At 71.2% G+C, this 23,337-nt stretch carries 21 protein-coding genes and 1 pseudogene; 14 read left to right on the top strand and 8 right to left on the bottom strand.

The features are described from left to right. Positions 1–161 precede the first annotated feature (161 nt). The gene (locus AES38_RS12750; RefSeq protein WP_053775279.1) at positions 162–809 is read right to left on the bottom strand and encodes a DUF1684 domain-containing protein; all 648 of its coding nucleotides are present in this window, start codon (positions 807–809) and stop codon (positions 162–164) included. 53 nt (positions 810–862) lie between these two features. Next, complete coding sequence (locus tag AES38_RS12745) at positions 863–1,423, bottom strand: hypothetical protein (protein WP_053775278.1); 561 nt, start codon at positions 1,421–1,423, stop codon at positions 863–865. 69 nt (positions 1,424–1,492) lie between these two features. On the opposite strand from AES38_RS12745, the gene AES38_RS12740 reads away from it, so the two are divergent. The 3 genes and pseudogenes from AES38_RS12740 to AES38_RS12730 form a co-directional block, all read left to right on the top strand. Next, on the top strand, positions 1,493–1,993 hold the full coding sequence (locus AES38_RS12740; RefSeq protein WP_053775277.1) for an EVE domain-containing protein: 501 nt from the start codon (positions 1,493–1,495) through the stop codon (positions 1,991–1,993). Beyond that, entirely contained in the window at positions 1,977–2,567 is a 591-nt protein-coding gene (locus AES38_RS12735) for a 2-phosphosulfolactate phosphatase (protein ID WP_053775276.1), read from the top strand. The genes AES38_RS12740 and AES38_RS12735 overlap by 17 nt, the downstream gene beginning before the upstream one ends. Before the next feature lie 117 nt (positions 2,568–2,684). Next, positions 2,685–2,993, top strand: a pseudogene (locus AES38_RS12730) (DUF427 domain-containing protein); the annotation flags it as partial. Between the two features lie 10 nt (positions 2,994–3,003). On the opposite strand, the gene AES38_RS12725 reads toward AES38_RS12730, so the two are convergent. From AES38_RS12725 to AES38_RS12700, 6 genes are read right to left on the bottom strand one after another with little or no spacing between them, the layout of a single operon-like run. Continuing rightward, positions 3,004–3,711, bottom strand: coding sequence for a CGNR zinc finger domain-containing protein (locus AES38_RS12725; protein ID WP_053775274.1), 708 nt, complete (start codon positions 3,709–3,711; stop codon positions 3,004–3,006). Continuing rightward, positions 3,708–4,214 carry a SprT-like domain-containing protein gene (locus tag AES38_RS12720; protein ID WP_053775273.1) on the bottom strand — a complete coding sequence of 169 codons (507 nt, stop codon included), beginning with the start codon at positions 4,212–4,214 and terminating at the stop codon, positions 3,708–3,710. The genes AES38_RS12725 and AES38_RS12720 overlap by 4 nt, the downstream gene beginning before the upstream one ends. Before the next feature lie 36 nt (positions 4,215–4,250). Further along, on the bottom strand, positions 4,251–4,781 hold the full coding sequence (locus AES38_RS12715; protein WP_043668753.1) for a hypothetical protein: 531 nt from the start codon (positions 4,779–4,781) through the stop codon (positions 4,251–4,253). Positions 4,782–4,791: 10 nt separating this feature from the next. Next, positions 4,792–5,976 carry a PQQ-dependent sugar dehydrogenase gene (locus AES38_RS12710; protein WP_053775272.1) on the bottom strand — a complete coding sequence of 395 codons (1,185 nt, stop codon included), beginning with the start codon at positions 5,974–5,976 and terminating at the stop codon, positions 4,792–4,794. Between the two features lie 47 nt (positions 5,977–6,023). Beyond that, a complete protein-coding gene (locus AES38_RS12705) occupies positions 6,024–6,881 on the bottom strand; it encodes a spermidine synthase (RefSeq protein WP_053775271.1) in 858 nt (285 codons plus the stop codon). Between the two features lie 52 nt (positions 6,882–6,933). Then, positions 6,934–7,602, bottom strand: a complete 669-nt coding sequence (locus tag AES38_RS12700; protein WP_053775270.1) for an MBL fold metallo-hydrolase — start codon at positions 7,600–7,602, stop codon at positions 6,934–6,936. 306 nt (positions 7,603–7,908) lie between these two features. On the opposite strand from AES38_RS12700, the gene rpoB reads away from it, so the two are divergent. From rpoB to fusA, 11 genes are all read left to right on the top strand, one after another. Next, complete coding sequence (rpoB, locus tag AES38_RS12695) at positions 7,909–11,397, top strand: DNA-directed RNA polymerase subunit beta (protein ID WP_053775269.1); 3,489 nt, start codon at positions 7,909–7,911, stop codon at positions 11,395–11,397. 48 nt (positions 11,398–11,445) lie between these two features. Beyond that, positions 11,446–15,345 (top strand): DNA-directed RNA polymerase subunit beta', encoded by a 3,900-nt coding sequence (locus tag AES38_RS12690; protein ID WP_053775268.1) that lies wholly within the window; start codon positions 11,446–11,448, stop codon positions 15,343–15,345. 142 nt (positions 15,346–15,487) lie between these two features. Then, complete coding sequence (locus AES38_RS12685) at positions 15,488–15,967, top strand: hypothetical protein (protein WP_244629272.1); 480 nt, start codon at positions 15,488–15,490, stop codon at positions 15,965–15,967. A 188-nt stretch (positions 15,968–16,155) separates the two neighbouring features. Next, positions 16,156–17,004, top strand: coding sequence for an amino acid ABC transporter substrate-binding protein (locus tag AES38_RS12680; protein WP_053775266.1), 849 nt, complete (start codon positions 16,156–16,158; stop codon positions 17,002–17,004). A 44-nt stretch (positions 17,005–17,048) separates the two neighbouring features. Then, positions 17,049–17,714: an amino acid ABC transporter permease gene (locus AES38_RS12675; RefSeq protein ID WP_053775265.1), complete on the top strand. Its 666-nt coding sequence runs from the start codon at positions 17,049–17,051 to the stop codon at positions 17,712–17,714. Continuing rightward, a complete protein-coding gene (locus tag AES38_RS12670) occupies positions 17,701–18,540 on the top strand; it encodes an amino acid ABC transporter ATP-binding protein (protein WP_053775264.1) in 840 nt (279 codons plus the stop codon). Before AES38_RS12675 ends, AES38_RS12670 begins: the two co-directional genes overlap by 14 nt. A gap of 71 nt (positions 18,541–18,611) precedes the next feature. After that, complete coding sequence (locus tag AES38_RS12665) at positions 18,612–19,604, top strand: hypothetical protein (protein ID WP_053775263.1); 993 nt, start codon at positions 18,612–18,614, stop codon at positions 19,602–19,604. Positions 19,605–19,623: 19 nt separating this feature from the next. Next, a complete protein-coding gene (locus AES38_RS12660) occupies positions 19,624–20,049 on the top strand; it encodes a DUF6121 family protein (protein ID WP_053775262.1) in 426 nt (141 codons plus the stop codon). Positions 20,050–20,314: 265 nt separating this feature from the next. After that, positions 20,315–20,689, top strand: a complete 375-nt coding sequence (rpsL, locus tag AES38_RS12655) for a 30S ribosomal protein S12 (RefSeq protein WP_012039312.1) — start codon at positions 20,315–20,317, stop codon at positions 20,687–20,689. Further along, positions 20,689–21,159, top strand: coding sequence for a 30S ribosomal protein S7 (rpsG, locus tag AES38_RS12650; protein ID WP_012039311.1), 471 nt, complete (start codon positions 20,689–20,691; stop codon positions 21,157–21,159). The genes rpsL and rpsG overlap by 1 nt, the downstream gene beginning before the upstream one ends. A 47-nt stretch (positions 21,160–21,206) precedes the next feature. Next, a complete protein-coding gene (fusA, locus tag AES38_RS12645; RefSeq protein ID WP_053775261.1) occupies positions 21,207–23,321 on the top strand; it encodes an elongation factor G in 2,115 nt (704 codons plus the stop codon). Positions 23,322–23,337 lie beyond the last annotated feature (16 nt).

The raw sequence follows: 23,337 nt of genomic DNA, 5'->3' as shown, positions 1-23,337 counted from the left end.
GATGATGGCGAAGGCGCCGATGGGCGCATCCGTTCGCCGTAAGAAAGATGTCACTCGCACCCGTCGGCCTGTTCGGCGATCTGATCGGGGCGAGGAGGGAACGCGTTCTCTCGACGCAGGGAGCACGGAGATGTGCTCGCAAGTGGTGCCACCGTAGCAGGTCAGGCCGGGGAGAAGCCCATCTCGCCGACGGGGACCTCGAAGTCGAGCACGTTCCCGGCCGGGGCGAGGGGGCAGGCCCACTCCGGGTCGTAGGCGCAGGAGGGGTTGTAGGCGAAGTTGAGGTCGACCACGATCGACCCCGGCGCGGGGGAGCCGAGGTCGGATCCCTTCACCGTGTCGAGCAGGTAGCGGCCGCCTCCGTAGGTGCCGCCCGCGCGGCGGTGCGAGGCGTCCTTGACGGGCAGGTGCAGGCCGCCGCCGTAGCTGGCGAGGCGCCAGACGTCGAGGGTGCCGGCCTCGCGTCCGTCGGCGGCGGGGATGTGCACGGATCCGAGCAGCTCGAACGGCACGACGCCGTCGGTGCCCGTCTCGACCTCGTGGCGCTCGTCGCCGCGGTCGTCGTGGATCTCCAGCTCGAACCGCCAGGCCGGGTCGTACTCCGCGACGTCGAGCCGGTCGAAGTCCGCGCGGTGCTCGGGGAGGAGCGGCGTCGCCGGGTGGCTGCGGAACATGTCGTCGCGGGTCCGGCGCCAGAGCGCGTGCGCGGCCGCGGGATCCGTCTGCGCGACCCAGCGCACCTCCGCGTACATCTCGTGCGTGCGGCGGCGCCAGTCGGCGACGTGGAGGGCGGTCTCGGCGGAGGGCATGCAGCCACCGTACGCGTCGGCCGACGCCGGGCGCCCGCGTGGGGCGCGGGCCGTCAGCGGGCGGACAGCCCCGCGTCGTCGGCCGGGGCGCCGTCCGCGTCGTCCGCCGCCGCCGGCTCCCAGTCGTACGCCCACGTCGGCGCGAGCTGGCGCAGCCGGAACGCGCGCCACTGCCAGAAGGCCCAGAAGGTCGGCCACATGGCGGGGCCGAGGAGGCCGGCCTCGTACTCGAGCTGGTCGCGGAAGAGCGTCTTCACGCGGCCGTCCGCGTCGGGGCCCGCGGGATCCGCCGAGACGGCCATGCTGTGCCGCATGCTCGTCGGGATCGCCATGAGCCCGGAGAGCCCGTGGCCGTCGTCGCGCACGATGCGCACGCCCTCGACGCGCGGCTTCATGTCGCGCAGCCGGATGCCCTGGCGCCCGGCGGCGAACGGCCCGGCCTGCATCACGGCGACGTGCTCGCGACCGTCCCAGCTGGTGGGGAAGCCGCCGTCCTCCAGCGGCACGAAGTCGACGAGCGGGCCCGCGACCTCCCGCATCACGGTGGGCGAGTGGAGCGCGCGCCAGGCGGCGTCGGGATCGCAGTCGAGGATGGTCTTCAGCAGCACGCGCATGCCCCCAGCATGCTCCGCGCGGCTGGGCGTGCCCGGCGTCCGGCCGCCGGGGGACAGGATGGGACGGACATGATCAGGTACTGGGTGGGCGTCGTCTCGCGCGACCGCGTGCTCGACGGCCTGGACCTCGGCATCGCGCAGGTGAACCGCGGCGCCCGCGAGCCGGTCGAGCGGCTGGGCGAGGCCGACGGCTTCGTCTACTACTCGCCGCGCGAGTCGTACCCCGACGGGCAGCTCCTCCGCGCGTTCACCGCGATCGGCCGGGTCGCCGACGCCGCGCCGTACCAGGGCCGCGTGGGCGAGTGGCGGCCGTGGCGGCGCCGGATGGACTGGGACCTCGGCGCGGTCGACGCCCCGATCCGCCCGCTCGTCCCCGTGCTCGACTTCACGCGCGACTCCCTCGAGTGGGGCAGGAAGCTGGCGCCCGGGCTCCTCGAGATCACGCGCGACGACTTCGAGGTGATCCGCCAGGCGATGCGCCGCGGGGCGCCCGAGCCGTCGCGCCGCGTCATCCGCGGAGGGGCGGGCCCGTGGACGCCCGTAGCATCGGATCGTGACCTCCTCCGCTGACGCCGCGCACCCCGACCCGTCGACGCAGGCCCGCTACCAGGTCCGGCTCGACGGCGGCATCGCCGGCGCGCGCCGGATAGCGACCGGCGCCGACGTCATCGTCTGGGTCGACGCCCTGCCCTCCGTCCCGCCGCCCACGGCCGCCCGCCGCGACGAGGTCCTCGCGACCCTGCCCGCGCGCCCGGCCGTCGTGAGCGCCGGCCTCCGGGACGCGCCCGCGGTCGCCGCGTGGATCCTCGCCCTCCAGGAGGCGCTCGGCCGCCGCGCGTACGTGGCCGTCGTCGCCGCCGGGGCGGTCGAGGCCGACGGAACCTGGCGCGCGTGCGCCGAGGACCAGCTCGCCGCCGGCGCCGTGGTCGACGCGCTCGCCGCCCTGGGGATCGACGCCACCTCGCCCGAGGCCGCCGTCGCGTGCGCCGCGTACCAGCAGCTGGAGCCGGCCGTCGGGCACCTGCTCACGGCGAGCGTCTCGGCCCGTCGCCTGGACGCCGCCGGGCACGACGGGCTCGTGGCGGAGGCGCTCGCCGCCGGTCCCGCCGACGTCGTCGTGCACCGCCTCCACCGCGACGCCTGAGGCCGCCTCGGGTCCGCCGGCCATCCGCTCGCCGTCCGCCCGGAATGGGCGCCCAGGGGCGCGTGTTCCCCTGGGCATCAGGCGCCGCACCGTCACGACGCCACGGAACCGGAAGGTCATCACATGAAGGCAGTCATCAACGGCGTCACCGTCGCCGAGGCCCCCCAGGACGAGCTCATCGAGATCGAGGGCAACTGGTACTTCCCGCCGCAGAGCGTCGACATGTCGCTCCTCGCCGAGACGAGCACGCCGTACCACTGCCCGTGGAAGGGCGACACGCAGTACTACTCCGTCAAGGACGGCGACACCGTGCTCCAGGACCGCGCCTGGTCGTACCCGACGCCCATCCCGTCGTCGTTCGACCGCGTCGGCCGGGACTACAGCGGCTACGTCGCGTTCTGGAAGGAGGTCCGCGTCGGCGAGTGACGCGGATCCGTCACGACGGCTCGGGGGCTGCGGCTCCCGGGCCGTCGTCGTGTCCGGGGGTCGGCGCCGGCGCGACCGCGGGACGCACGGGGGCCACGCGCGCCGGGATCCCCGTCCGCCGCTCCCGCAGCTGCCGGGCGCGGTGGGCGCGCACCTTCGCGCGGTTGCCGCAGCGGCGCATGGAGCACCAGCGGCGCGTGCCCGAGCGGGTCGTGTCGAGGTAGAGCACGGTGCAGTCGTCGGCCGAGCAGCGGTGGATCCGCTCGGATCCCGCCCCGAACACCGCCACCGCGTCGCGCGCGGCGGACGCCAGCGCCTGCGCGGGCCGGGCGAGCGCGCGGCCGGCCTGGCGGGATCCGCCGCCGAGCGCGGGCGGCAGGTCGGGGGTCGCCGCGTAGAGGTTCAGCACGTCGACGTCGCGCGGGCTGGGCTCGTGGCCGTCCGCGATGGCCGCCGCGATGTCGCCGATGGCCTGCCGGAGCGTGCGCGCGTCCGCGAGGTCGCGCTCCGTCGGCTCCGAGACGGGCGACAGGTGCTCGCTCAGCCAGGCCCCGAGGGCCGCCGCGTCGGGCAGGGTCTCGCGCGGCTCCGGATCCCCGAGCGCGCCCGTGTACGCGAGGTCGAGGCTCACGGCTCCCGTGTCGAGGAACCAGCGCAGGCCGTCGGGGTCGTCGATCCACTGGCCGGTCGACCGCTCGGATCCGGGCGCCCGGCTCACGCGGCTCCCTCGCGACTGCCGTCCGTCCGGCCGGACGCGACCGCGCCCGACGGCACCTCGCGCCTCGTCCACGCGATCAGGTGCGCGGCGTCGAACCGCCTCGAGCACAGCCCGCAGGCCAGCGGCCGGGTGGGCTTCCGGTAGCGGAAGTGCGCGTGGCCGGCGGGGCAGGCGCCCACCCAGGGCGCGAGCTCCTCGGCGACCTGGCCGGAGTGCAGCCGCGACCCCTCGTAGCCGAGCTCGGCGGCCGTCCGCTTCCACCTCGGCCCGTGCCCGGCGCGGGATCCGGCGAGCGCGTGCGCGACCTCGTGCAGCAGCACCTGGTGGATCTCGTCGTCCTCGAACCGCCCGGCGAGGTGCCGCGAGACCGTGATCCGCCTGTCGCCGTAGTGGCACGCGCCGGCGCGCGTGCGGGCGTGGTCGAACGCGAAGGTCCACGAGGGATCCAGGTGCAGCGCGATGAGGGCCTCGGCCCAGACGCGCACGCGGGCGAGGTCAGCCACGGCCGGCGGTCCGAGGCCGGGGAGGGAGCGCGCCCATCACGCGGGCTGGGCGGCGATGCGCTCCTTGGCCACGTCGATGGCGAGCGCCGAGCTCTCGAGCTGGTCGCTCGGCAGGCCCTCGCGCGTGCGCAGCGTGTACGCGTCCTCGAAGTCGCCGAGCGCGAGGCGGTACTCGCCCCGGTCGAAGTGCACCTTGCCGCGGTGCTGCAGCGCGAACGCCTCCAGCGCGTACCACTCGTGCGCGCGGGCCTCGTCGACGCAGCCGCCCAGGTCCTGCAGCGCGATGTCGAGCTTGCCCTGGTACTGCTGCACCTGCGCGCGGCGGATGCGGCACGCGAGCAGCGTCTCCCGGTCGCCCGTGAAGCGCGCCTGGCGGACGGCCGCGTTCGCCATGTCCCACGCCTCGTCGAGCCGGCCGAGCATGCGCAGGAGCGCCACCTTCTCGGTGATCGCGGAGAGGCTGCGGAGGGCCTCCAGCTCGTCCAGGCGCTCGCCGGCCGCCCGCAGGTCCACCTTCTCCCGGAGGGTGTCCCTGTCGTAGCCGATGATGATCGCGGTGCCTGTCACGAGGTAGAGATTATCCCGCCTGGATCGGCATGAGCTCGACCCGGAGCAGCTTGTCGTCGCCGTCCCGCGGCGTCCCGCGGCCGTCGGTGTTGTTCGTGAGCATGCGCAGCGAGCCGTCCGGCGCGGCCTGCACGTCGCGGATCCGCCCGAACTCGCGCGTGTAGAACTCGGTGACGCGGTCGTCGGGGATGGGGTCGGTGACCACGGCGCCCGGCCGGATCACCCAGAGGCGCTGGCCGCCGAGGCCCGCCATGAAGATCGTGTCGCCGGAGACCGCGAGGCCGCTGGGGCTCGCGTCGTCGGTCCGCCACTGGCGCACGGGGTCGATGTACGCGTCGTCCGCGGCGTCGTCGGTCGCGCCCTCCACGACCGGCCAGCCGTAGTTCCCGCCCGGCTCGATGAGGTTGAGCTCGTCCCAGGTGTCCTGGCCGAACTCCGACGACCACAGGTTCCCCTCGGCGTCCCACGCGATGCCCTGCGGGTTCCGGTGGCCCATCGAGTAGACGGGCGACCCGGGCGTCGGGTTGTCCGAGGGGCCCTGGCCGTCGGGCGTGAGGCGCAGGATCTTGCCGGCGAGCGAGATCGGGTCCTGCGCGGCGTCGCGCAGGTTCGCGTCGCCGGTGGTGGCGTAGAGCATGCCGTCGGGGCCGAACGCGATGCGGCCGCCGTTGTGGTTCGCGTCGCGCGGGATCCCCGTCACGACGTCCTCCGCCGGCCCGAGCCCGAGCGACCCCGGCTCGCCCGTCACGTCCATGCGCACGATGCGGTTGTCGGTGTCGCTCGTGAGGTACGCGTAGAGCTGGGTGCCGCCGTCCGCCTGGCGCGTCGCGATCCCCAGCAGCCCGCCCTCGCCGAGCGGCCCGACGCCCGCGACGGTGCCGGCGACGCGCGTCGTGCCGTCGGCGAGCACCTCGACGACCCGCGCGGTGTCGCGCTCGCTCACGAGGAGGGATCCGGACGGCAGCTCGGCGGTCGACCACGGCGAGACGAGGCCCGTGGCGATCGCCGTCGGCGTGCCGGATGGGGCGACGCCCGCGGGCCCCGCGTCCGTGGCGGCGGGGGAGGGCGCGGGCGGCTCGGTCGCGCGCACGTCCACGGGCGAGCCGTCGTCGTTCGTGCAGCCCGTGAGCGCGACCAGGGCGGCGAGGCCGAGCGCGGCGAGGCGCGCCGGGCGGGTGCGGGAGCGGCGGTTCATGGGGACTCCGGTGGTTCGGCGGGCCTCGGTGCCCGGGATGAGGCCGGTCAGGGCCTCGTCTGGAAGACGCTGCGGGCGGGGGAGGGGGACGGCACGGCCGTGGCGTCGGTGACGACGGAGGCGCCGGCGATGAAGTCGGCGAGCTCGCGGCCCTCGACGACCTTGGCGGGGTGCGGGCCGCCGGCGAGCAGGCGCGGCACGAAGTCGAGCGGGAGCGGCGTGGCGGACGCGGCGAACACCACGTTGCCGAACCGCCGGCCCTTCAGCACCTGGGTCTCCGCGAGCGCGGCCACGTGCGGCAGGACGTCCTGGATGGTCGCGGCCTGGCCGCGCGCGAACGCGAGCCCGTGTCCGTCGGCGACGTTGACCGTCATGATCCCGCCGGGCGCGAGGAACGCCGCGGCCTCCGCGTGGAACTCGCGGCTCGTGATGTGGGCGGGCGTGCGGGCGCCGCTGAAGACGTCCGTGACGACCAGGTCGACGGATCCGCGGAGCCCCTGCGGCAGCCGCCCCATGACCTCGCGGGCGTCGCCGTAGCGCAGCCGGATGGAGGCCCTGCGCGACCACGGCAGGTGCTCGCGGACGAGCTCCACGAGGTCCTGCTCGAGCTCGATGACCTGCTGGCGGGATCCGGGCCGGGTCGCCTCGACGTACCGCGGGATGGTGAGCGCGCCGGCGCCGAGGTGCAGGGCGGTGATCGCCTGCCCGGGGTCGCCGAGGAGGTCGATGACGTGCCCCATCCGCTGCACGTACTCGAAGAACAGCTCGCCCGGGTCGTCCATGTTCACGTGCGACTGCGGCGTCCCGTCGACCACGAGCTGGTAGGCGCCCGGCACGAACCGGTCGGGCTCGATGACGGCCCGGTGCCCGCTCAGGGACAGGACGGTCGACGGGTGCTCGGGCATCTCCTCAGCCTAGGCGTCCGCCCCGGGAGCGGATCCGACGTCGGGCGACCCGTCACCAGCCGCGCTCGCGCCAGGCGGCGAGGGATCCGCGCTCGGCGCCGATCGTCGTCGAGTCGCCGTGGCCGGGGTGCACGTGCGCGTCGTCGGGGAAGCGCGCGAACAGGCGCTCCTCCACGTCGTCCATCAGCTGCCGGAACCGGCCCGCGTCGCCCTGGGTGCTCCCGACCCCGCCCGGGAAGAGCGAGTCGCCGGTGAGGAGGTGCGTGCTGCCGTCGCCCGGCTGGAGGACGAGCGCGACGCTCCCCGGCGTGTGGCCGCGGAGCGCGACGACCTCGACCTCGACGCCGCCGAACGCGATCCGGTCGCCGTCCGCGAGCCGCCGGTCGGCGTCGACGGGCAGGTCGGCGGCGTCCGCGTCGCCCACGGCGGAGTCCGCCTCCGTCGCGTCGAGCACGGCGGCGAGGGCGCCGTGGTGGTCGGGGTGCCCGTGGGTGGTGACGACCACGGCGACGCGGCCGACGGGATCCGGCTCCGCCACGAGGGCCAGCAGGCGGTCGACGTCGGCCGCCGCGTCGACGAGCAGGCGCTCGCCGGAGTCGAGGTCGGTGAGGAGGTACGCGTCGTTGTCCATCGGCCCGACGGAGGCCTTCCGGATCTCCACGTCGCCCGCCCGGTGGGCGTGCGAGGGGCCGCCGGGGGACACGTGCCAGGGATCGCTCATGCCCCGACGCTACGCGGCGCGGGCCGCCCGGCGAGAGGGCGACCGCACGTTATACACCGAGACACGCCGAGGATGCAAGATTCCGCTGGACATGGCGCGTCGCGACCCGTATGGTGATCCTTTGCGCTCCCACTCCCTTTTGCCTTCATATTGCGGTCGGTCATCGTGTGCGCTCGGGTCCATCCCGAGCCCCACCCGCGAGGTGTGGCGAGCAACTCCAATCAGGATCGGCGCGGGTGACAACCCGGGTCGGTCTCGGCGTATCGACGACATCGGAGCCCGACGGGGCCCACGGAGGTAATTTCCTTGGCTGCTGCGCGCAACGCAACTCCCACTCCCCAGAACGGTCGCGACGCATCGCGGCTCTCGTTCGCGAAGATCACTGACACCCTCACCGTCCCCGACCTGCTCGCCCTGCAGACCGAGAGCTTCGACTGGCTCGTCGGCTCGGACGTGTGGAAGCGGCGCGTCGAGGAGGGCACCAAGCAGGGTCGCACCGACCTCGCGCTCAACTCGGGCCTCGAGGAGATCTTCGAGGAGATCTCCCCCATCGAGGACCTGGGCGAGACCATGCAGCTCGGGTTCACGAACCCGTACCTCGAGGAGCAGAAGTACTCCATCGACGAGTGCAAGGAGCGCGGCAAGACCTACTCCGCCCCCCTCTACGTCGAGGCCGAGTTCATGAACCACCTCACGGGTGAGATCAAGACCCAGACGGTCTTCATGGGCGACTTCCCGCTCATGACGGAGAAGGGCACGTTCATCATCAACGGCACCGAGCGTGTCGTCGTGTCCCAGCTCGTCCGCTCGCCCGGCGTGTACTTCGAGCGCCAGCAGGAGAAGACCTCCGACAAGGACATCTACTCCGCCCGCGTCATCCCGTCCCGCGGCGCCTGGCTCGAGTTCGAGATCGACAAGCGCGACCAGGTCGGCGTGCGCATCGACCGCAAGCGCAAGCAGTCGGTCACCGTGTTCCTGAAGGCCCTCGGCCTCACCAGCGAGCAGATCCTCGAGGAGTTCAAGGGCGTCGCGTCCATCGAGCTCACGCTCGAGAAGGACTCCATCCTCACCAAGGAGGAGGCCCTCAAGGACATCTACCGCAAGCTCCGTCCCGGCGAGCAGGTCGCCGCCGAGGCCGCGCGCGCGCTGCTCGACAACTTCTACTTCAACCCGAAGCGCTACGACCTGGCGAAGGTGGGTCGCTACAAGATCAACCGCAAGCTCGGCATCGACAAGCAGCTCACCGACTCGGTGCTCACGGTCGAGGACATCCTCGCGACCATCAAGTACCTCGTCTCGCTGCACGCGAACGAGACGAAGATGAACGGCGTGCGCGACGGCAAGCCCGTCGAGCTGCGCTTCGACGTGGACGACATCGACCACTTCGGCAACCGCCGCATCCGCGCGGTCGGCGAGCTCATCCAGAACCAGGTGCGCACCGGCCTCTCCCGCATGGAGCGCGTCGTCCGCGAGCGCATGACCACGCAGGACATCGAGGCCATCACGCCCCAGACCCTGATCAACGTGCGCCCCGTCGTCGCCGCGATCAAGGAGTTCTTCGGCACGAGCCAGCTGTCGCAGTTCATGGACCAGAACAACCCGCTCGCGGGCCTCACCCACAAGCGCCGTCTCTCGGCGCTCGGCCCGGGTGGTCTGTCCCGTGAGCGCGCCGGCGTCGAGGTCCGCGACGTCCACCCGTCGCACTACGGCCGCATGTGCCCCATCGAGACCCCCGAGGGCCCGAACATCGGCCTGATCGGCTCGCTGGCGTCGTTCGCCCGCATCAACTCGTTCGGCTTCATCGAGACCCCGTACCGTCGCGTCGTCGACGGCGTGGTCACGGAGAACATCGACTACCTCACGGCCAGCGAGGAGGACGAGTTCCTCGTCGCCCAGGCCAACGCGCCCCTCACGAAGGACTTCCGCTTCGCGGAGGACCGCGTCCTCGTCCGCCCCAAGGGCGGTGAGGTGGAGCTCGTCCCCGCCGAGAACGTGCACTACATGGACGTCTCGCCGCGCCAGATGGTGTCGGTCGCGACCTCGCTCATCCCCTTCCTCGAGCACGACGACGCGAACCGGGCCCTCATGGGCGCGAACATGCAGCGTCAGGCCGTCCCGCTGCTGCGCAGCGAGAGCCCGCTCGTCGGCACCGGCATGGAGGGCTACGCGGCGATCGACGCCGGCGACGTCCTCACCGCCGACGCCTCGGGCGTCGTGCAGGAGGTGTCGGCCGAGGTCGTCACCATCCAGCTCGACGAGGGCGGCACGCAGACCTACTACCTGCGCAAGTTCGACCGCTCGAACCAGGGCACGAGCTACAACCACCGCGTCCTGGTCTCGGCCGGCGACCGCATCGAGGCCGGCGAGGTCATCGCCGACGGCCCCGCCACGGAGAACGGCGAGCTCGCGCTCGGCAAGAACCTGCTCGTCGCGTTCATGCCGTGGGAGGGCCACAACTTCGAGGACGCGATCATCCTGAGCCAGAACCTGGTCAAGGACGACACCCTCTCCTCCATCCACATCGAGGAGTACGAGGTCGACGCGCGCGACACCAAGCTCGGCAAGGAGGAGATCACCCGCGACCTCCCCAACGTCAGCCCGGAGCTGCTCGCCGACCTCGACGAGCGCGGCATCATCCGCATCGGCGCCGAGGTCCGCCCCGGCGACATCCTCGTGGGCAAGGTCACGCCGAAGGGCGAGACCGAGCTCAGCGCCGAGGAGCGCCTGCTGCGCGCGATCTTCAACGAGAAGAGCCGCGAGGTCCGCGACACGTCCCTGAAGGTGCCCCACGGCGAGCAGGGCACGATCATCGGCGTCAAGGTCTTCGACTCGCAGGACGGCGACGACGAGCTCGGCTCGGGCGTCAACCAGCGCGTCGTGGTGTTCATCGCGCAGAAGCGCAAGATCACCGAGGGCGACAAGCTCGCCGGCCGTCACGGCAACAAGGGCGTCATCTCCAAGATCCTGCCGGTCGAGGACATGCCGTTCCTCGCCGACGGGACCCCGGTCGACGTCATCCTCAACCCGCTCGGCATCCCCGGCCGCATGAACTTCGGCCAGGTCCTGGAGACCCACCTCGGGTGGATCGCCAAGCAGGGCTGGGAGGTCGAGGGCACCCCGAAGTGGGCCGAGCGCCTGCCGGACCACGCGCGCCAGGCCCCGGCCGGCACGAAGGTCGCCACCCCGGTGTTCGACGGAGCGCTCGAGGAGGAGATCGCCGGCCTGCTCGACTCGACGACGGTCACCCGCGACGGCGACCGCCTCATCGGGTCCAGCGGCAAGACGCGCCTGTTCGACGGCCGCTCCGGCGAGCCGTTCCCGGAGCCCATCTCGGTCGGCTACATGTACATCCTGAAGCTGCACCACCTGGTGGACGACAAGATCCACGCGCGCTCGACGGGTCCCTACTCGATGATCACGCAGCAGCCCCTGGGCGGTAAGGCCCAGTTCGGCGGCCAGCGCTTCGGCGAGATGGAGGTGTGGGCGCTCGAGGCATACGGAGCGGCCTACGCGCTCCAGGAGCTCCTCACCATCAAGTCGGACGACATCCTCGGCCGCGTGAAGGTGTACGAGGCCATCGTCAAGGGCGAGAACATCCAGGAACCGGGTATCCCCGAGTCCTTCAAGGTCCTGATCAAGGAGATGCAGTCCCTCTGCCTGAACGTCGAGGTGCTCTCGGCGGACGGCCAGGCGGTCAGCCTGCGCGACACGGATGACGAGGTCTTCCGCGCGGCGGAGGAGCTCGGCATCAACATCTCCACCCGCTTCGAGTCGTCCAGCATCGACGACATCTAAGCCCGCTCAAGACTTTCGACTCGAAGCTTTCCAAGGAGAGAAGGAAAATTGCTCGACGTAACAACTTTCGATGAGCTGCGGATCGGCCTCGCGACGGCCGACGACATCCGCCGCTGGTCGCACGGTGAGGTCAAGAAGCCTGAGACCATCAACTACCGCACGCTGAAGCCCGAGAAGGACGGCCTCTTCGGAGAGCAGATCTTCGGACCCAGCCGTGACTGGGAGTGCTCCTGCGGCAAGTACAAGCGGGTGCGCTTCAAGGGAATCGTCTGCGAGCGCTGCGGCGTCGAGGTCACCAAGTCCGCGGTGCGCCGCGAGCGCATGGGCCACATCGAGCTCGCCGCGCCCGTCACGCACATCTGGTACTTCAAGGGCGTGCCCTCGCGCCTCGGCTACCTGCTCGACATGGCGCCGAAGGACCTCGAGAAGGTCATCTACTTCGCCGCCTACATGGTGATCAGCGTGGACGAGGACGCTCGCCACGAGGACATGCCGGGCCTCGAGAACGAGCTCCGGCTCGAGATCAAGACCCTGCAGGACCAGCGCGACAGCCAGATCGCGGAGCGCCTCGGGCGCCTCGAGACCGACCTGGCCGCGCTGGAGGCCGAGGGCGCCAAGAGCGACCAGAAGCGCCGCGCGAAGGACGGCGCCGAGAAGGAGATGGGTCAGACGCGCAAGGCGTTCGACGAGGACATCTCCCGTCTCGAGCGCGTCTGGGAGGAGTTCCGCAGCCTCAAGGTCGGCGAGCTCAAGCCCGAGGACGCCGTCTTCCACGAGCTGCAGGACCGCTTCGGCATCTACTTCGAGGCCCACATGGGCGCCGAGGCGATCCAGAAGCGCCTGGAGGCCTTCGACCTCGAGGCCGAGGGGGAGCTGCTCCGCGAGCAGATCGCCACCGGCAAGGGCCAGAAGAAGATCCGCGCCATCAAGCGCCTGCGCGTCGTCAGCTCCTTCCTCGCGACGGGCAACTCGCCGGCCGCGATGGTGCTGCAGGTCGTCCCGGTCATCCCGCCGGAGCTGCGCCCGATGGTGCAGCTCGACGGCGGCCGCTTCGCGACCAGCGACCTGAACGACCTGTACCGCCGCGTGATCAACCGCAACAACCGCCTCCGTCGCCTGCTGGACCTCGGCGCTCCCGAGATCATCGTGAACAACGAGAAGCGCATGCTGCAGGAGGCCGTCGACGCGCTGTTCGACAACGGCCGCCGCGGTCGTCCCGTCACGGGCACCGGCAACCGCGCGCTCAAGTCCCTCAGCGACATGCTGAAGGGCAAGCAGGGCCGGTTCCGCCAGAACCTGCTCGGCAAGCGCGTGGACTACTCGGGCCGCTCGGTCATCATCGTCGGACCGCAGCTCAAGCTGCACCAGTGCGGTCTGCCGAAGCAGATGGCGCTCGAGCTGTTCAAGCCGTTCGTCATCAAGCGCCTCATCGACCTGAGCCACGCCCAGAACATCAAGGCCGCCAAGCGCATGGTCGAGCGCAGCCGCGGACAGGTCTGGGACGTGCTCGAGGAGATCATCCGCGAGCGCCCCGTGCTGCTCAACCGCGCGCCCACGCTCCACCGCCTGGGCATCCAGGCGTTCGAGCCCCAGCTCGTGGAGGGCAAGGCCATCCAGCTGCACCCGCTCGTCTGCGCCGCGTTCAACGCGGACTTCGACGGCGACCAGATGGCCGTCCACCTGCCCCTGTCGGTCGAGGCCCAGGCCGAGGCGCGCATCCTGATGCTCGCCTCGAACAACATCCTCAAGCCGTCGGACGGACGCCCGGTCACCCTGCCCACGCAGGACATGATCATCGGCCTGCACCACCTGACCACCCTCAAGGAGGGCGTCGCCGGTGAGGGTCGCGCGTTCAGCTCGGTGGCCGAGGCCATCCTGGCGAAGGACCAGCTCTCGCTGGACCTCAACGCCAAGGTGCGCATCCGCCTGCACGACATCTACTTCGGCGAGGGCGAGGCGCCCGAGGGCGTCGAGCTCGACGAGAAGGGCAAGACGGTCGGCCCCGTGCTGCTCGAGACCACCCTCGGTCGCGCGCTGTTCAACGAGACCCTGCCGGTCGACTACCCGTACATCGAGGCCGTCGCCGACAAGGGCAAGCTCTCCGAGATCGTCAACGACCTCGCCGAGCGCTACCCCAAGGTGGAGGTCGCGGCAGCGCTCGACCGGATCAAGGACGCGGGCTTCTACTGGGCCACGCGCTCCGGCGTCACGGTCGCCCTCTCCGACGTGCTGACCCCGCCCACCAAGGCGGCCATCCTGTCGGGCTACGAGAAGCAGGCCGCCAAGGTCCAGGGCCAGTTCGAGAAGGGCCTCACGACGAACGCCGAGCGTCGTCAGGAGCTCATCGAGATCTGGAACAAGGCCACCGCCGAGGTCGCGAAGGCGATGGAGGACAACCTCCCCGCCGACAACAACATCAACCGCATGGTGTCCTCCGGGGCACGAGGCAACTGGATGCAGGTCCGCCAGATCGCCGGCATGCGCGGCCTCGTGTCGAACCCGAAGGGCGAGATCATCCCCCGCCCGATCGTCCACTCGTACCGCGAGGGCCTGACGGTGGCGGAGTACTTCATCTCCACCCACGGCGCCCGCAAGGGACTGGCCGACACCGCGCTGCGCACCGCCGACTCCGGGTACCTCACCCGTCGTCTGGTGGACGTGTCGCAGGACGTCATCATCCGCGAGGACGACTGCGGCACGAGCCGCGGCCTCGACCTGCCGATCGCCATCCAGGCGGCGGACGGCACGTCGGTCCGCGACTCCAACGTGGAGAACTCCGTGTACGCCCGCTCGCTGGCCGCCGACGCGGTCAACGAGGCCGGCGAGGTCGTGGCCCCCGCGGGCAGCGACGTCGGCGACGTCATGATCGACCACCTGATCGCGGCCGGCGTGCACGAGATCAAGGTGCGCTCGGTCCTGACCTGCGAGTCCGCCGTCGGCGTGTGCGCGGCCTGCTACGGCCGCTCGCTCGCCACGGGCAAGCTCGTCGACATCGGCGAGGCCGTCGGCATCATCGCGGCCCAGTCGATCGGCGAGCCCGGCACGCAGCTCACGATGCGCACCTTCCACACCGGTGGTGTGGCATCGGCGGACGACATCACGCAGGGTCTGCCCCGCGTGCAGGAGCTCTTCGAGGCCCGCACCCCCAAGGGTGCGTCGCCCATCGCGGAGGCCGCCGGTCGCATCACGATCGAGGACACGGATCGCAGCCGCAAGGTGATCCTGACCCCGGACAACGGCGACGAGCCGCACGTCTACCCGGTGCTCAAGCGCGCGACCCTCCTCGTCGAGGACGGCCAGCACGTCGAGCTCGGGCAGCAGCTGCACGTCGGCGCCATCGACCCGAAGGAGGTCCTCCGGGTCAAGGGCGTGCGCGAGGTGCAGAAGCACCTCGTGGGCGGCGTCCAGGGCGTCTACCGCTCGCAGGGCGTCCCGATCCACGACAAGCACATCGAGGTCATCGTGCGGCAGATGCTGCGCAAGGTCACGGTCGTCGAGCACGGCGACACGGACCTCCTCCCCGGTGAGCTGGTCGACCGGGCCCGTTACAACGAGGTCAACCGCGCCACGCTGACGGAGGGCAAGAAGACCGCCTCCGCCCGCCAGGAGGTCATGGGCATCACCAAGGCCTCGCTCGCGACCGAGTCGTGGCTGTCGGCCGCGTCCTTCCAGGAGACGACCCGCGTGCTCACGCAGGCCGCCATGGAGGGCAAGTCCGACCCGCTGATGGGCCTCAAGGAGAACGTCATCATCGGCAAGCTGATCCCGGCCGGGACGGGGCTCGCGAAGTACCGCGACGTCACCGTCACCGCGACGGAGGAGGCCAAGGCCGAGCGCTACCCGAACCGCATCTTCACGGATGAGTCGGTGTTCAACGAGTCCGACCTGAGCTTCGTCGACTTCGACAGCTTCAGCTCGGACGACTACACGCCCGGCACCTACAACTAGGACAGCCGGCGCGTGAGCGCACGATGAGAAGGGCCCCGCTCCGGCGGGGCCCTTCCTCGTCCCCGGCCGCCCGTCGACCCGGCGATAAAGTGGGGCCACCCGGCGGCCCCGCGCCGGGACCCGAGGAGGCGTCGACGTGCGGATGCTGGAGGACGTCGTCCTGGCGTGGCGCGCGCACGCCCTCCGCTACGCCACCGGGTCCGCGTCGTCGCCCGGCGGCGGATCCGGTCCCTGCCCCGCGTGCGACGCCTCGTTCTTCACGGGTCAGGAGGCGATCCCCCACGACGCGCCCCACACCGCCATCCACCCGCTGATCGCCGCGCTCGAGGCCGCCCGGGCGGAGGCCGCGCTGGACGCGCGGGAGCGCCTCTACCGCGAGACCCGCGGGCCGGCCTACCGCGAGCACCCCTTCGGCATGCCCGCGTTCGTGGACTACGGGGAGCGGAGCGCGGAGATCCAGCACGTGGTGGACCAGGCGCTCGCGCGCGAGCTCGTGCCGCTCGCGCCCGTCATCCGCCAGGCCCTCGACCGCTTCGTGGCCCTGCGGCTGCTGGAGCTCGAGGGGGAGATCGGTCCGGTGGCGGACGACGGCGACGGCACGGATCCCGAGCCCCTGTTCTAGGCGGAGCGGGGCGCCCCGTGCGCGCCGCGTCCGTCATGCGGCGACTCGGGAATACCGATGGGCCGCAGGCGTTGAGACGATGGCGGTCGGCGCTCCCGCGCATCCGGGCATCCGGCGCCGCATCACCGCACACAGCACCCGCACGAGGCGATCCCGCACCGGGATCCGCCGTGACCGCAAGGACCCCCATGTCGCTCCGCTCCCGCATCCGTCCGTCCCTCGCCCTCACCGGCCTCGTCGCCGTCGCCGCCCTCGGCCTCGCCGGCTGCGCCTCGGGCGACGCGGGCACGGGGACCGCGGCGGGCACCTCGGGCACCCCCGCCGCCGCGTCGAGCCTCTCCGACGTGCAGGCCGCCGGGAAGCTCGTCATCGGCACCGAGGGCACCTACTCGCCCTTCTCCTTCCACGAGGGATCCGGGTCGGGCGCGCTCACGGGCTACGACGTCGACGTCGCCACGGCCGTCGCCGGCAAGCTCGGCGTGGAGCCGGTCTTCGAGGAGACCCAGTTCGACGGCATCTTCGCCGGCCTCGAGGCCGGCCGCTGGGACGTCATCGCCAACCAGATCTCCATCACGGACGAGCGCAAGGAGGTCTACGACTTCTCCGAGCCGTACACCGTCTCGCCCGGCGTCATCATCGTCAAGGGATCCGACTCGGGCATCTCCTCGTTCGCCGACCTCGAGGGCAAGACCACGGCGCAGTCGCTCACGAGCAACTGGAACGAGCTCGCCACCGAGAGCGGCGCCAAGGTCGAGGCCGTCGAGGGGTTCGCGCAGGCCGTGACGCTCCTCCAGCAGGGCCGCGTCGACGCGACCATCAACGACCGCCTCACGCTCCTCGACTACCAGAAGCAGCAGGGCGACTCCGACCTCGAGGTCGCGGCGCAGACCGACGACCCGTCGCTCAACGCCTTCGTCCTCCGCAAGGGCAGCGACGACCTCGTGGCGGCCGTCGACCGGGCCCTCGCCGACCTGCGGGCCGACGGCACGCTGGCGTCCATCTCCGAGAAGTACTTCGGCGCGGACGTCTCGCAGTAGCCCGCCGCGTACGCTGACGGTCGAGGACGAGACGAGGGGATCGCATGTCGAGGGAGTGGGACCTGTTCTGGTCGTCCTTCGGGCCGCTCGCGCTCGAGACGATCCGCGGCACCATCCCGCTGGCGCTCGTCACCTTCGCGCTCGGCCTCGCCATCGCGCTGGGCCTCGCGCTCATGCGCCTCTACGGCAACCGGGTCGTCTCCGGCATCGCCCGCTTCTACATCTCCGTCGTGCGGGGCACGCCGCTCCTGGTGCAGCTGTTCGTGATCTTCTACGGGCTGCCGTCCATCGGCGTCGTGCTCCCGCCCTGGCCGAGCGCGGTCATCGCGCTGTCGGTCAACGTCGGCGGGTACGCGGCGGAGATCATCCGGGCGTCGATCCTCTCCGTGCCGCGCGGGCAGTGGGAGGCCGGCCACACGATCGGCATGTCCCGCGCCATGACGCTCCGGCGGATCATCGTGCCGCAGGCGGCCCGGGTGTCCGTGCCGCCGCTGTCGAACACGTTCATCAGCCTGGTGAAGGACACGTCCCTCGCCTCGGTGATCCTCGTGACCGAGCTCTTCAAGCAGGCGCAGCTCATCGCGTCGTCCACGTTCGAGTACATGCTGCTGTACCTGGAGGCGGCGCTGATCTACTGGCTCGTCTGCCTCGTGCTGTCGTTCGCGCAGACCCGCCTCGAGAGGAGGCTCGACCGGTATGTCGCCCACTGATCCCGCCGATCCGGCGCCCGCGGCGCACCGCGCGCCCGGCGAGCCCGTCCTCACCGTCCGCGGCCTCCGCAAGTCGTTCGGCGACAACGAGGTGCTGCGCTCCATCGACCTCGAGGTGCGGCGCGGCGGCGTGACGGCGCTCATCGGCCCGAGCGGATCCGGCAAGACGACGGTCCTCCGCTCGCTCAACGGGCTCGAGGTGCCCGAGCAGGGCGTGGTCGAGGTCGCCGCGGCGGACGCCGACTCCCGCTCCCGCACGACCGGCCCGCTCCGCGTCGACTTCGCCGCGAAGCCGCGGAACCGCGAGCTGCTCGCCCTGCGCGACCGCTCGGCCATGGTCTTCCAGCAGTACAACCTCTTCCCGCACAAGACCGTGCTGGAGAACGTCATCGAGGGTCCGGTGCAGGTGCAGCGGCGTCCCGTCGCCGAGGCGACCCGCGAGGCCGAGGAGCTGCTCGCGCGCGTGGGGCTGGCCGACAAGCGCGACCAGCACCCGTTCCAGCTCTCCGGCGGACAGCAGCAGCGGGTCGGCATCGTGCGCGCGCTCGCCCTGCGTCCGCAGATCCTCCTGTTCGACGAGCCGACCTCGGCCCTCGACCCCGAGCTCGTGGGCGAGGTGCTCAGCGTCATCAAGGAGCTCGCCGACGAGGCGTGGACGATGGTGATCGTCACGCACGAGCTGGCGTTCGCGCGCCAGGTCGCCGACGAGATCGTGTTCATGGACGGCGGCGTCGTCGTGGAGCGCGGGCACCCGTCGCAGGTGCTGCAGCATCCCGCCGAGGAGCGCACGCGGCGCTTCCTGCAGCGGCTGCTCGAGCCCTTCTAGGCCGCCCGTCCGTTCTGTCCGCCGCGGCACGCCTCCGAGGCGGGGGCGGCGGCCGACGGTAGGTTCATGCCATGACCGACGACAGGCCCGCCCCGCACCGACAGCCCGACGAGGCCGACCAGCCGCGCGATCCCCGCACGCCCGACGAGCGCGCCGCCGCCGCCTTCGACGACGGCCCCGCCGACCGCACGGCGGACACCGCGCACTCCGACACCTCGACCTTCGACCAGACCGCGTTCGCCGCCCCCGTCGACGAGGCACGCGAGCGCGAGGCCCGGGAGGCACGCGAGTCCGAGGCCCGCATCGCCGAGGCACGCGAGCGCGACGCCCGCGAGCGCGAGGCGCGCGAGGCGGAGGCCCGCGAGGTCGAGGCGCGCGAGGCGGAGGCCCGCCAGCGCGACGTCGAGGACCGCGAGCGCCGCGAGCGCGAGGCCCGTGAGGCCGACGCCCGCGAGCGCGAGGAGCGCGACCGCCGCGCCCGCGACGAGGAGGCGCAGCGCCAGTCGCCGTCGCAGCCCATCTACGTGCAGGCGCCCGTCCCGCCGGAGAAGCGCGGCAACCGCGGGTTCGGCGTGCTCATCGCGGTCGTCGCCGCCATCGTCTTCGCCCTCCTCTACTCGCTGGGCACGGCGCTCCTCGCCTCGGTGCGGAACCCGGACGCCTTCGGCGACGTCTTCGGGCGGTACCTGCTGTCGCCCGTCTTCTACGTGCCCACCATCGCGTTCCTGGTCCTCTTCGTGCTGCTCGCGCTCCTCGTCAACCGCGGCGGGTGGTGGGCGTTCGTCCTCGGCGGGCTGCCCGTCGCGATCCTCGTCTACGCCGCGTACGTCGGCACGCGCCTCCTCCAGGGCGGCGTCATGGACCTCGCCCCCTCGGAGCAGGCCCTCCTGCTGCAGCGCACGGTGACCTTCCCCGACGGGATCCTCGCGGGCTTCCTCGCCCGCGAGCTCGTCACCTGGCTGGGCGCCGGCATCAGCGCCCGCGGCCGCCGCGTCAAGGCGAAGAACGTCGAGGCCCGCGCCGAGTACGACCGCAAGCTGGCCGAGCAGCCCGACCACCGCTGACGCGTGTCAGGCTGGGGGAGTGATCCCCCTCCTGGCCGCCGTCCTGCACGTCGCGCTGGTGGTGTGCGTCTTCGGCTTCGTCTCGCTCCTCGGCGGTGACGAGGTCATCCCGGAGCGGGACGCGGGAGTCCTCCTCGGCCCGCTCATGGTGCTGAGCGCCACGCTCGTCTTCGCCGGCGGCCTCGTCCGCACCGCACGCGCGGCGGATCGCGAGCGGCGGATCGCCGTCCTGCCGGTGGTCGGCTGGGGCGCCGCCGCGTGGCTCGCCTACGGGATCGTCGGCGCCGTCGTCTACCTGGCGGGCGGCGCGGACGCGTTCGCGAGCCTCGCGTTCGCGATCCGGCACCTGGTGGATCCGTTCGGGATCGCCGTGCTCGGCGTCTCCGTCCTGCTGGGCCTCGGGGCGGTCGCGCTGGCCGCTCGCGGCCCCTCGTCCACCGTTTGACCGGCGAGTCGCGGAACTGTATCGTGGTGGAGGTGTGCGCTCAGGCGTGCGCTCGTGTCGTGCCATGGAGTCGGGGCGCTCGAGCGGGCCTTCAACGCACCGATCAGGGTTCGGCCATTCCGGCCGGCCCCCACGGCATACCCGCCGGCGCCTCCCACTCCCGTGGTCGGCGGACGCGTGGGTCCAGTTGAACTCGAGCCCGTCCTGCGGGCTCGAATGCTGACCATCAACCCGCTGTCACCGTGCAGCATCGAGGAGTCCCGTAGTGCCAACCATCCAGCAGCTGGTCCGCAAGGGCCGCACGCCCAAGGTCGTCAAGACCAAGGCGCCCGCCCTGAAGGCCAACCCCCAGCAGCGGGGCGTCTGCACCCGCGTGTACACGACCACGCCGAAGAAGCCGAACTCGGCCCTCCGCAAGGTCGCCCGCGTCAAGCTCAGCAACGGCCAGGAGGTCACGGCCTACATCCCCGGTGAGGGCCACAACCTCCAGGAGCACTCCATGGTGCTCGTCCGCGGCGGTCGCGTGAAGGACCTCCCCGGCGTCCGCTACAAGATCGTCCGCGGTGCGCTCGACACCCAGGCCGTGAAGAACCGCAAGCAGGCTCGCAGCCGGTACGGCGCGAAGATGGAGAAGAAGTAATGCCTCGCAAGGGTCCCGCCCCCAAGCGCCCTGTCGTCGCAGATCCCGTCTACGGTGCGCCGATCGTCAGCCAGCTCGTCAACAAGATCCTGCTCGACGGCAAGAAGGGCCTCGCCGAGAAGATCGTCTACGACGCCCTCGCCGGCGTCGCCGCGAAGAACGGCCAGGACGCCGTCGTCACGCTGAAGAAGGCGCTCGACAACGTCCGCCCGGCCCTCGAGGTGCGTTCGCGCCGCGTGGGTGGCTCCACCTACCAGGTGCCGATCGAGGTCAAGCCGCACCGCGCGAACACCCTCGCGCTCCGCTGGCTCACGACGTACGCCAAGTCGCGTCGCGAGAAGACCATGACCGAGCGTCTCACCAACGAGATCCTCGACGCATCCAACGGCCTCGGTGCCGCGGTCAAGCGCCGCGAGGACACCCACAAGATGGCCGAGTCGAACAAGGCGTTCGCGCACTACCGCTGGTAGTCGACCACCTCGTTCGACAGCACCACCAACCCCTTTCGGAGGAACCTGTGGCACAGGACGTGCTCACCGACCTGAACAAGGTCCGCAACATCGGCATCATGGCTCACATCGATGCCGGCAAGACCACCACCACCGAGCGCATCCTGTTCTACACGGGCATCACTCACAAGATCGGCGAGGTCCACGACGGCGCCGCCACGATGGACTGGATGGCCCAGGAGCAGGAGCGCGGCATCACTATCACGTCCGCCGCGACGACGTGCTTCTGGAACAAGAACCAGATCAACATCATCGACACCCCCGGGCACGTCGACTTCACGGTCGAGGTGGAGCGCTCGCTCCGCGTCCTCGACGGCGCGGTCGCCGTGTTCGACGGCAAGGAGGGCGTCGAGCCCCAGTCCGAGACGGTGTGGCGCCAGGCCGACAAGTACGACGTGCCGCGCATCTGCTTCGTCAACAAGATGGACAAGCTCGGCGCGGACTTCTACTTCACGGTCGACACCATCGTCAACCGCCTCGGCGCCAAGCCGCTGGTCATCCAGCTGCCCATCGGCTCCGAGAGCGGCTTCGAGGGCGTCATCGACCTCGTCGAGATGCGTGCGCTGACCTGGCGCGGCGACTCCAAGGGAGACGTCGAGCTCGGTGCGAAGTACGAGATCGAGGAGATCCCCGCGGACCTCCAGGACAAGGCGGACGAGTACCGGGCCAAGCTGCTCGAGACCGTCGCCGAGACCGACGACGCGCTGCTCGAGAAGTACTTCGGCGGCGAGGAGCTGACGGTGGCGGAGATCAAGGCCGCCATCCGCAAGCTCACCGTCAACAGCGAGATCTACCCCGTGCTGTGCGGCTCCGCGTTCAAGAACCGCGGTGTCCAGCCGATGCTCGACGCGGTCATCGACTACCTCCCCAGCCCGCTCGACGTGCCCCCCATGGAGGGCCACGACGTGCGCGACGAGGAGAAGGTCATCATCCGCAAGCCCGACGCGACCGAGCCGTTCTCGGCTCTCGCGTTCAAGGTCGCGGTGCACCCGTTCTTCGGTCGCCTCACGTACGTCCGGGTCTACTCGGGCACCATCGCGGGCGGCTCGCAGGTCATCAACTCGACCAAGGGCAAGAAGGAGCGCATCGGCAAGATCTTCCAGATGCACTCCAACAAGGAGAACCCGGTCGACTCGGTCACCGCGGGTCACATCTACGCGGTCATCGGCCTCAAGGACACGACCACGGGCGACACGCTGTGCGACCCGAACGAGCAGATCGTGCTCGAGTCGATGACGTTCCCCGAGCCCGTCATCGAGGTCGCCATCGAGCCGAAGACGAAGGCCGACCAGGAGAAGCTGGGTGTCGCCATCCAGAAGCTCGCCGAGGAGGACCCGACCTTCCGCACGGAGCAGAACCAGGAGACCGGTCAGACGGTCATCAAGGGCATGGGCGAGCTCCACCTCGACATCCTGGTCGACCGCATGAAGCGCGAGTTCAACGTCGAGGCGAACGTCGGCAAGCCGCAGGTCGCGTACCGTGAGACCATCCGCGGCACCGTCGACAAGCACGACTTCACCCACAAGAAGCAGACGGGTGGATCGGGCCAGTTCGCCAAGATCCAGATCAAGATCGAGCCCATGGAGGTGACCGCGGAGAAGACCTACGAGTTCGACAACAAGGTCACCGGCGGTCGCGTCCCGCGGGAGTACATCCCCTCGGTCGACGCGGGCATCCAGGACGCCCTCCAGGTCGGCGTGCTCGCCGGCTACCCCATGGTGGGCGTGAAGGCGACGCTGCTGGACGGCGCCGCGCACGACGTCGACTCCTCGGAGATGGCGTTCAAGATCGCCGGCTCGATGGCCTTCAAGGAGGCCGCGCGCAAGGCGAAGCCCGTGCTGCTCGAGCCGCTCATGGCCGTCGAGGTCCGCACGCCCGAGGAGTACATGGGCGACGTCATCGGCGACCTGAACTCCCGACGCGGGCAGATCCAGGCGATGGAGGACGCGAGCGGCGTGAAGGTCATCACCGCCAACGTCCCCCTGTCGGAGATGTTCGGCTACGTCGGCGACCTGAGGAGCAAGACCTCGGGCCGCGCGGTGTACTCGATGAGCTTCGGCAGCTACGCCGAGGTCCCGAAGGCTGTCGCCGACGAGATCGTCCAGAAGAACAAGGGCGAGTAGCCCTCCAGTTCGAGCG

Origin of the sequence: Clavibacter capsici, from assembly GCF_001280205.1 — a bacterium.
In the GTDB taxonomy this organism is placed as follows: Bacteria; Actinomycetota; Actinomycetes; order Actinomycetales; family Microbacteriaceae; genus Clavibacter; species Clavibacter capsici.
This window is presented reverse-complemented; position numbering and strand designations above follow the sequence as displayed.